Consider the following 8,670-nt stretch of genomic DNA (forward strand, 5'->3'; position numbering starts at 1 on the left):
TTCCCAGCTCGATGCCGTCATTGCCTTCGGTCGCCTTGGCAATGGACATGGTGTGTTCGCCACCGGGATAGGTGAGGGTGGCTTTGGCGTCATTCTCAGCGGGCACGAATGGTCCCTCTCGAACTCTTGTAACGGACACGTACGTAAAACGGACACTTCTATCGTCGATAGAGAAACTAGTCTCTCGGCGCCTCGGACGCCCACGGAGGGTCGGCACCCGGGCGAGAAACGGTGACGGCTGCTGCTCGCGCGGAGAACCCCAGTGCTCGTTCCCAGTCTCGCTTGCCCATGTCACTCAGGGCACTCGATGTGACAATATTCTCTTTCTCCAAAAAGGCGAGCAGGGCGCCGTGGACCGTGTCACCAGCACCGATGGTGTCGACAACGTCGACCTGCACGCCTTCCACACCTATCTCACCGGACGCCGTGAACACCGAGATTCCGTCGCCACCACGCGTCATGACCACGGCGGTGACTCCCGCCGCACGCCAGTCGTCGACCGTCGAACCTTCCGAACCCAATCCCAGCCAGTGGGAATCATCCTCGGACACCTTCAGAATGTCGACCGCAGGCAACCACGACAGGAACCGTCGCCTGAAACCGTCGGCCGTGATGTCACCACTCGTACTGTCGATGGCCGCGGGCCGGATGTTCGGATCCAGCATCGTCAACTTCCCGGCCGCGTGCGCACGGTGGAGCAACGCCGCGTACATCGATGCGCCCGGCTCGTACAGCAACGACAGCGTTCCGAACGACAGCGTCGTGATCTCGTCCGGCAGATCACCTGGATCCTGTACCAGACGGTCCGCCGTACCGTCCGCGTAGAACGAGTACTGGGCGCTGCCGTCGTCGGCCAGATTCGTCATCGCAAGCGTCGTCGGCTCGGCTCCACGCTGGACCATCGACACGTCGACGTTCGCATCACGCAAACTCTGCAGAATCTGCTCGCCGAACGCATCGGTCGACACCCGCGACAGGAACGAGACCTTCTCGCCGAGACGGCCGAGCGCGATCGCGACGTTGAACGGGCCACCGCCGAGCTTCGGCGACAGCAGCGGGCCTTCGTGGACCGGAACCAGGTCGACCAGTGCCTCTCCGCACACCAGGATCGTCATGCTGCTCGGTACTCCATTCCCCAAGTGCCCGTCCAGGATTCGCCGGGCTTCAGGACGAGGAGATCGATCTCGGAGTTGAACGCATCCGGCGGGCACGTCATCGGTTCTATTGCCAGCGCTCGCCCGCGATCGGGATACGCCTGGTCCTTCGCCGGGTCCGCGGTGAACACCTGCACCCAATCGAATTCCCGGTCGGTCCACAGAACTGTCGCGGCGCCGTCAGGGCTCCGCAGGTAGTGCCTCGCTCTGCCGTCGGGGTCGGGCAGTTCGGCGCTGAAGGGCGTGTCCAGCCAGACGCCCTTCAGCGATTTCGGCGCGGTGAAGTCGTAATCCGACCCAGCCGTCGGCACCGATGGGCCGTTGGGCAGGTTCCGCACCGGGTCGAGCTGCAGACGCGTACCTGCCGAGAGCTCGAGCGTGCAGTCGTCCAGAGGGACGTCGCCGACGCGCACGAAGGTGTGAAAGCCCATCCCGTAGGGCGCGTCGGTATCACCGTCGTTCTTCGCCGTCGCCGTGACGAGCAGACCGTCCTCGGTGAGTTCGTGCGCGACGGTCACCGTCAACGCATACGGCCACCCTTCGTGCTGACCGACCTCGACGGATTGCTCGACGCGCGACGGCGAGCGGTCCACCAACGTCCAGTCGACGCGACGGACGAATCCGTGGCTCGCGTTGTTGCGGGAAGGCTCGGTGATCTCGAGCCGATGCTCGGTGCCTTCGAACGTGAATGTGCCGTCGGCGACGCGGTTGGGCCACGGCGCAAGGACCAGTCCAGCGGACAGCGGCGGCTTCTCGCCCACCTTCCAGGTCTCGGTCAAAGGCACACCGTCGAATTCGAGCATCCGGAGCCCCGCGCCCGTCGAGGCGATCTCCGCTCGGTACCTACCACTGGTGAGCAGATAGCTCTGTACGTCAGCCATGGGTGCCATTCTCCACCACCTTCCCCACTCGATAGCGAATGAACGCAGGAAGAGCCAACGCGGCGATCGAGACGCCGATGACGACGAGCACTCCACCTCCCGCAGCAGCCGCCGCCGTTCCGACCGACGCCGCCGCCGCGCCATGCAGAACGTCTCCCACTCGGGGGCCGCCCGCCACCACGACGATGAACACTCCTTGCAGGCGTCCACGCATCTCGTCGGTGGCAACTTGTTGAAGCATCGTCGATCGGAACGCGGCCGAAATCATGTCGGCGCCACCACCGAGGGCAAGGAACGCCAAGGCGAACCACAGCGCGATCGCCGTCGCACCGCCCGCTGCAAGACCGACCGCGACACCGAACCCGATCATCGCCACGCCCCACACCACGATGCAGATCAGCACCGCGAGACCTTGACGCCGCACCCGGGGCAGCCAACCGGAGAAGACTCCGCCGATCACCGCACCGGCCGACATCGCTGCGAACAGCATGCCGAGGACCGGTCCGCCCGACGCAGGATCCCCGAAGCTCTCGTGCGCGATCTGCGGGAACAACGCGCGCGGCATGCCGAACACCATCGCGATGATGTCGACGACGAACGACGCCAGCAGCACCTTCTGCGTCGCGAGGTACGCGAAACCCTCGAACACCGACCGTAATCCGGCTCGTTGCCCGGTCTTCGCCGGGGGAATCGAAGGCAAACTGAACACGGCCCACAGCGTCGCGAACAGCGCGAAGGTGTCGATCAGGTACAGCGCCTCGAGCCCGATCAAGTAGATCAGGATGCCCGCGCTCAGGGGACCCGCGATCGCCCCGAAGTTCATCACGGTCATGTTGAGCGAATTGGCAGCCGGAAGCTGCTCGGCCGGAAGAATGCGGGGAAGGATCGCACTTCTGGTCGGCTGGTTCACCGCGAAGAACGCCTGCTGAACTGCCAACAGCACGAGAATGATCCAGACGTTGTTCAGGTCGAGAAACGCTTGCAACCAGAACAGCGCCGACGTTCCGATGAGCCCGCACGTGGTGATCATCAGCAGTGTTCGGCGATCCATCACGTCCGCGAGCGCACCACCCCACAGCCCGAAGACGATGAGCGGGACCAGCGCGAAGACACCCGTCAACCCGACGTAGGCCGAGCTGAGGGTGATCTGAAAAACCTGTTGCGGGACAGCCACTATGCTCAGTTGAGCGCCGATGACCGTGACGATGTTGGCAAGCCACAACCGGCGGTATGCCGGGGTCTTCAGAGGAGTCGTGTCGGCGAGAATGCCGCGAAGCGCGCTCACGGCTGCAGGCGCTCGACTTTCGACGTCGCGACCGTGAAGCGGATTCTGTTGTGCAGACGTGACTTTCGGCCCTGCCAGAACTCGACGGTATCCGGGCGGACCCGGAATCCTCCCCAGTGCGGCGGAACAGGTACGTCCCTGCCCTCGAACTTCGCCGTCACTGCGTCGAGCGCGTCGTTCAACGCCGCACGCGAGGAGATTGGCCTCGACTGCTGCGACGCCCACGCACCCAACTGCGAACCACGAGGACGAGACGCAAAGTACTCGGCCGTCATCTCCGCCGACACCTTCTCGGCGGCGCCTCGGATCGTCAGCTGACGCTCGATGCCGATCCACGGAAACGTCAGCGATGCATAAGCGGTGCGCTGCAGCTGCGTGCCCTTGTCCGAGTCGTAGTTGGTGTAGAACACGACACCGTCGGCGTCGAGACCCTTACACAGAACCGTCCGGGTCGACGGGCGGCCGTCTGCGTCCACGGTGGCCAGGACCAGCGCGTTCGGCTCCGGAATCGAGGCATCGATCGCATCGGCGAGCCATTCCTGGGCCAACGGCAGCCAGCCGTTCTGCAGCCGCTCGACGTCGAGATCGACGTCTTCCTTGTAGTCGACTCGCATGTCGGCGAGGGGTGGTTTGTCGTTCCGCACGAACCCAGACGCTACTCCCGGGTACGACCCGCTAAAGTTCACCCACAGGCAAGCCCGGAGATGGAATCGACCCTTGTTGTTTCACGCGGTTGTTCCACGGGCCCGATCAGGAAGAGTCCACGCGAAATGGCTGTTCAGCAGATACCGGAAGATTTCGTCAGTGGGCTCGAAGGCGTCGTGGCGTTCACCACCGACATCGCCGAACCGGACAAGGACGGCGGCGCACTGCGCTACCGCGGCGTCGACATCGAGGATCTCGTCTCCAAGAACGTCACCTTCGGCAACGTGTGGGCGCTGCTCGTCGACGGCCGCTTCGGCCCGGGACTGCCGCCGGCCGAGCCGTTCCCACTGCCCATCCACACCGGTGACGTCCGAGTCGACGTCCAAGCCGGCCTGGCGATGCTCGCCCCGATCTGGGGCTACCAGCCGCTCCTCGACATCGACGACGCCACCGCCCGCGATCAGCTCGCCCGCGCATCCGTCATGGCACTGTCCTACGTCGCGCAGTCGGCCCGCGGGATCTACCAGCCCGCAGTGCCGCAGAAGAAGATCGACCAGTGCGAAACCGTCACCGCACGCTTCATGACGCGGTGGAAGGGCGACCCCGACCCCGCGCACACCGCAGCCATCGACGCCTACTGGGTCTCCGCCGCCGAGCACGGCCTCAACGCGTCGACGTTCACCGCCCGCGTCATCGCGTCCACCGGTGCCGACGTCGCTGCCGCACTCTCCGGAGCCATCGGCGCGATGTCGGGTCCATTGCACGGCGGAGCACCGGCTCGTGTGCTGCCGATGATCGAAGAAGTCGAAAAGACCGACGATGCCCGAGGCCTCGTCAAGGGCATCCTCGACCGCAAAGAAAAACTCATGGGCTTCGGCCATCGCGTCTACCGCGCCGAAGACCCCCGTGCCCGGGTGCTGCGCGCAACGGCCAAGCGTCTGAACGCGCCGCGCTACGAGGTTGCGGCCGCGTTGGAGCAAGCAGCACTGGCCGAACTGCGTGAGCGTCGTCCCGACCGCGCAATCGAGACCAACGTCGAATTCTGGGCAGCAGTGATCCTCGACTTCGCCGAAGTTCCGGCGCACATGATGCCCGCCATGTTCACCTGCGGCCGTACCGCCGGATGGTGCGCGCACATCCTCGAGCAGAAGCGCCTGGGCAAGCTCGTGCGCCCGGCCGCCATCTACACCGGACCGGCGCCTCGCACGCCCCAGTCCGTCGACGGGTGGGGCCAGATCGTCTGAGGTTTGCTCGGTATTCGGGGACCGTCCGGGCGCGAACGCGCACCTTCCAGCCCACGCCCGCGTTGCAACCCGCGCGCTCGCTGGAACCTGCGCGGGACGAATCCCACGATGACCGAACGACTCATTCGGTCACTTCCGGGCGCGAACGCGCACCTTCCAGCCCACGCCCGCGTTGCAACCCGCGCGCTCGCTGGAACCTGCGCGGAGCAGGGGCGGAGCGACGCAATGTACACGATTTTCGACTATCCACAGGCTGGCTATCCACATCTACCGCTCTGATCGGGCAGCGGTCAGCATTGCCCCATGCACATCGGTGACGATCCCCTGCTGCTGCGACGCGAACTGATCCGCAGCGGATCGACAGACAGCGATATTCGGAGCGCGAAGGCGGACGGATCGATCACCACTCTCCGCCGGGGCGCTTTTGCGGCGACGGCTGCACTCGAAGCGATGCGCGCCGAAGATCTACATCTACTCGCGATCCGAGCGAACCTCTCCGCGGCCAAGAGCAAGCTGGTTGTGAGTCACCAATCAGCCGCGGTCCTCCATGGCTTCGCGATGTGGGCTCCGGACCTGACCCGGGTGCACGTCACAGCGGATCGAACGTCAGGCGGTCGGAGGACGAAGTTCCGCCATGTCCACGCAACTCCCCTCACTGCCGCTGACATGGTCATGATCGACGGCATTCCGGTCACTTCCCCGGACCGAACCGTTGCAGACTTGCTGAGGATTCTCCCGTTCGAGGCGGGAGTATGCGTCGGCGACGCGGCACTCCGGGCTGGTTCGGCGACCATGGCCGGCATCAGCGCGGCGCTCGAGCGATCGGGTGGACGAGGACTAGTCACTGCCCGACGCACGCTGGGCTTCTGTGATTCTCGGAGCGAGAGCGTCGGCGAGTCCCGCACGCGTGTGTTGCTCCACCGACTCGGCTTCCCTGCGCCCGAGCTGCAAGTGAATCTGTACGACGAAGCGGGCCGTTTTCTGGGCCGTACGGACTTTCTGTTCGTACTCGGCGTCATCCTCGAATTCGACGGCAAGGTGAAGTACACGAAGCACCTCCAGACTGGGCAAACGGCAGCGGATGTTGTAGTAGCCGAGAAGCTTCGCGAAGACGAGATGCGGGCGTTGGGTTGGGTGTTCGCGCGGTGCACGTGGTCCGACCTCGACAATCCAGAGCGATTCGCCGCCAAGCTGAGGCGCGCATTCGAGCTGGCGGCATCACTCCCGACGCCCCGCACCATTGCTCGGCCCTGAACATTTGCTCGCCCCTCAACATTGCTCGCCCCTGAACGCGCACCTTCCAGCCCACGCCCGCGTTGCAACCTGCGCGGCCGCTGGAACCTGCGCGGAACACATCGGAAAACCACCCAAGCCCAACCAGCCCAGGCAACGCCTTACAAACCTGCGCGCAACCGCCCGACGTGCAGCGACTACCCTGTAGCTGCCATAATCCCTCGACGCTAGGATGCGCTGCTCAATGGCCGATTTGCCGATCATTCCCGCCGATCTTCTGCCCGCCGACGGACGTTTCGGCTGCGGACCATCCAAGGTTCGCCCCGAGCAGCTGCAGTCCCTGGTCGACGTCGGTGCATCCGTGTTCGGTACGAGCCACCGTCAGAAGCCGGTCAAGGACGTCGTTGCACGCGTGCGCGGAGGACTCAAAGATCTGTTCGACCTTCCCGAGGGCTACCAGGTCGTGCTCGGCAACGGCGGCACCACCGCATTCTGGGACGCCGCCGCATTCGGCTTGATCCGCGAAAAGTCCCTGCACCTGACCAACGGCGAGTTCAGCTCGAAGTTCGCCTCGGTTGCCAAGAACAACCCCTTCATCGGCGACCCGATCGTCGTGAAGGCAGATCCGGGCAGCGCCCCCGAGCCGACGTCCGATCCGTCCGTCGACCTCATCGGTTGGGCACACAACGAGACGTCGACGGGTGTCGCCATTCCGGTGAGCCGTCCGGCCGGATCCGAGAATGCGCTCATCGCCATCGATGCGACCTCGGGTGCCGGTGGCCTTCCGGTGAACGTCGCCGACTCGGACGTCTACTACTTCGCACCGCAGAAGTGCTTCGCCGCCGACGGTGGCCTGTGGGTTGCGCTGATGAGCCCGGCTGCGCTCGAACGCGTCAGCGAGATCCAGGCGTCGAACCGCTGGGTCCCGGACTTCTTGTCGCTTCCGATTGCCATCGACAACAGCAGCAAGGACCAGACCTACAACACACCTGCGGTGGCGACGCTTCTGCTGTTCGCGGACCAGATCGAGTGGTTGAACTCGCAGGGTGGCCTGGATTGGGCTACCGCGCGTACGGCTGATTCGTCGTCGCGCCTGTACGACTGGGCCGAGAAAAGCGAATTCGCGACGCCGTTCGTCGAGAACCCGGCGCACCGCAGCCAGGTCGTCGGCACCATCGACTTCGACGAGAAGATCGACGCCGCACAGGTTGCGAAGATCCTTCGCGCCAACGGCGTCGTCGACACCGAGCCGTACCGCAAGCTCGGTCGCAACCAGCTGCGCGTCGGCATGTTCCCCGCGATCGAGCCGGACGATGTCACCGCTCTCACCAAGAGCATCGACTGGGTCGTCTCCACACTGAACTAGCAGCAGGCTCACAGCTCGGGCGCCCTCGGCGAGGCCTAGACTGGCGACTGATTCGCAAGTCGAACTACCTCGAAAGGGCGCCCGATGCGTGTTCTCGTCGCTCTGTCGAGGCTGCGTGTCACCATCGCCTACGTCGCCATCTCCGTCGTGGTCGCTCTCCTCATGGACCAACTTGGACCACACACCCAGTGGCGTGTTCTGCACGAGGCAAGCACCAACCTTCGCAATCTGAGTGACGGCCATATCGCCACCCTCGTCACTAGCGCATTCCTCACCGACGGCGACCTGAACTGGGGCTGGCTCGCGGCCGTTGCCGCGCTCTTCGCGGCCGCAGAATGGATCTCGGGATCGAAGCGATTCCTTCTGACCGCCGCCGTTGGCCACGTCGGCGCCACGGCCGCTGTTGCCGCCGGCTTGTCCGTCGGGATACACGCCGATCTGCTGGCCGATTCCCTCGCGATGACTGTCGACGTCGGGATCAGCTATGCGGCAGCAGCAGTCGTCGGATCCATGATCACCTACCTACCCGCCCGCTGGATGGTCATATGGGCAACCGGGTGGATCGTCGCCGTCGTCGCTGCTGCGATCTCGGATCCGTCCTTCACAGCGTTCGGCCATGCCGGCGCATTGTTCATCGGTTTCGCGTTGGGCGCGATGTTCGCGCACAGCGATGGAAAACGGTTGCTTTCCAATCGATCTCACTCCGACGCTGCCGAACGTGTGCAACCGGAGCACTCGATGACTAGTCTTTGACACTGGGACGAAACAAGCGTGTCGGACACCAGCTGAACATCACGAGTGGATTACAGTCGAGGGACAATATCGCGAGTCGGCGCGATGAGGAGGTCAAGGTGCGAGATCT

General features: G+C 64.5%; 9 protein-coding genes. 5 read left to right on the forward strand and 4 right to left on the reverse strand.

The features are described 5' to 3' along the window. Positions 1-176: 176 nt before the first annotated feature. From A2J03_RS20455 to pdxH, 4 genes are read right to left on the reverse strand one after another with little or no spacing between them, the layout of a single operon-like run. Positions 177-1,115: a carbohydrate kinase family protein gene (locus A2J03_RS20455; protein ID WP_068377694.1), complete on the reverse strand. Its 939-nt coding sequence runs from the start codon at positions 1,113-1,115 to the stop codon at positions 177-179. Continuing rightward, positions 1,112-2,044 carry an aldose 1-epimerase family protein gene (locus tag A2J03_RS20460; RefSeq protein WP_068377696.1) on the reverse strand — a complete coding sequence of 311 codons (933 nt, stop codon included), beginning with the start codon at positions 2,042-2,044 and terminating at the stop codon, positions 1,112-1,114. The genes A2J03_RS20455 and A2J03_RS20460 overlap by 4 nt, the downstream gene beginning before the upstream one ends. After that, on the reverse strand, positions 2,028-3,320 hold the full coding sequence (locus tag A2J03_RS20465; RefSeq protein WP_068377698.1) for an MFS transporter: 1,293 nt from the start codon (positions 3,318-3,320) through the stop codon (positions 2,028-2,030). The genes A2J03_RS20460 and A2J03_RS20465 overlap by 17 nt, the downstream gene beginning before the upstream one ends. After that, positions 3,317-3,934 carry a pyridoxamine 5'-phosphate oxidase gene (gene pdxH / locus A2J03_RS20470; protein WP_068377709.1) on the reverse strand — a complete coding sequence of 206 codons (618 nt, stop codon included), beginning with the start codon at positions 3,932-3,934 and terminating at the stop codon, positions 3,317-3,319. The genes A2J03_RS20465 and pdxH overlap by 4 nt, the downstream gene beginning before the upstream one ends. A gap of 156 nt (positions 3,935-4,090) precedes the next feature. Between pdxH and A2J03_RS20475 the strand changes: the two genes are divergently transcribed. From A2J03_RS20475 to A2J03_RS20490, 5 genes are all read left to right on the forward strand, one after another. After that, positions 4,091-5,209, forward strand: coding sequence for a citrate synthase 2 (locus A2J03_RS20475; RefSeq protein ID WP_068377700.1), 1,119 nt, complete (start codon positions 4,091-4,093; stop codon positions 5,207-5,209). 108 nt (positions 5,210-5,317) lie between these two features. Next, positions 5,318-5,488 (forward strand): hypothetical protein, encoded by a 171-nt coding sequence (locus tag A2J03_RS31230; protein WP_197480883.1) that lies wholly within the window; start codon positions 5,318-5,320, stop codon positions 5,486-5,488. 24 nt (positions 5,489-5,512) lie between these two features. After that, positions 5,513-6,463 (forward strand): hypothetical protein, encoded by a 951-nt coding sequence (locus A2J03_RS20480; RefSeq protein ID WP_068377702.1) that lies wholly within the window; start codon positions 5,513-5,515, stop codon positions 6,461-6,463. Positions 6,464-6,686: 223 nt separating this feature from the next. Then, on the forward strand, positions 6,687-7,808 hold the full coding sequence (serC, locus tag A2J03_RS20485; RefSeq protein WP_068377704.1) for a phosphoserine transaminase: 1,122 nt from the start codon (positions 6,687-6,689) through the stop codon (positions 7,806-7,808). An 84-nt stretch (positions 7,809-7,892) separates the two neighbouring features. Continuing rightward, on the forward strand, positions 7,893-8,561 hold the full coding sequence (locus tag A2J03_RS20490) for a rhomboid-like protein (RefSeq protein WP_068377707.1): 669 nt from the start codon (positions 7,893-7,895) through the stop codon (positions 8,559-8,561). Positions 8,562-8,670 lie beyond the last annotated feature (109 nt).

The organism is Rhodococcus sp. EPR-157, from assembly GCF_001647195.1.
GTDB lineage: Bacteria > Actinomycetota > Actinomycetes > Mycobacteriales > Mycobacteriaceae > Rhodococcoides.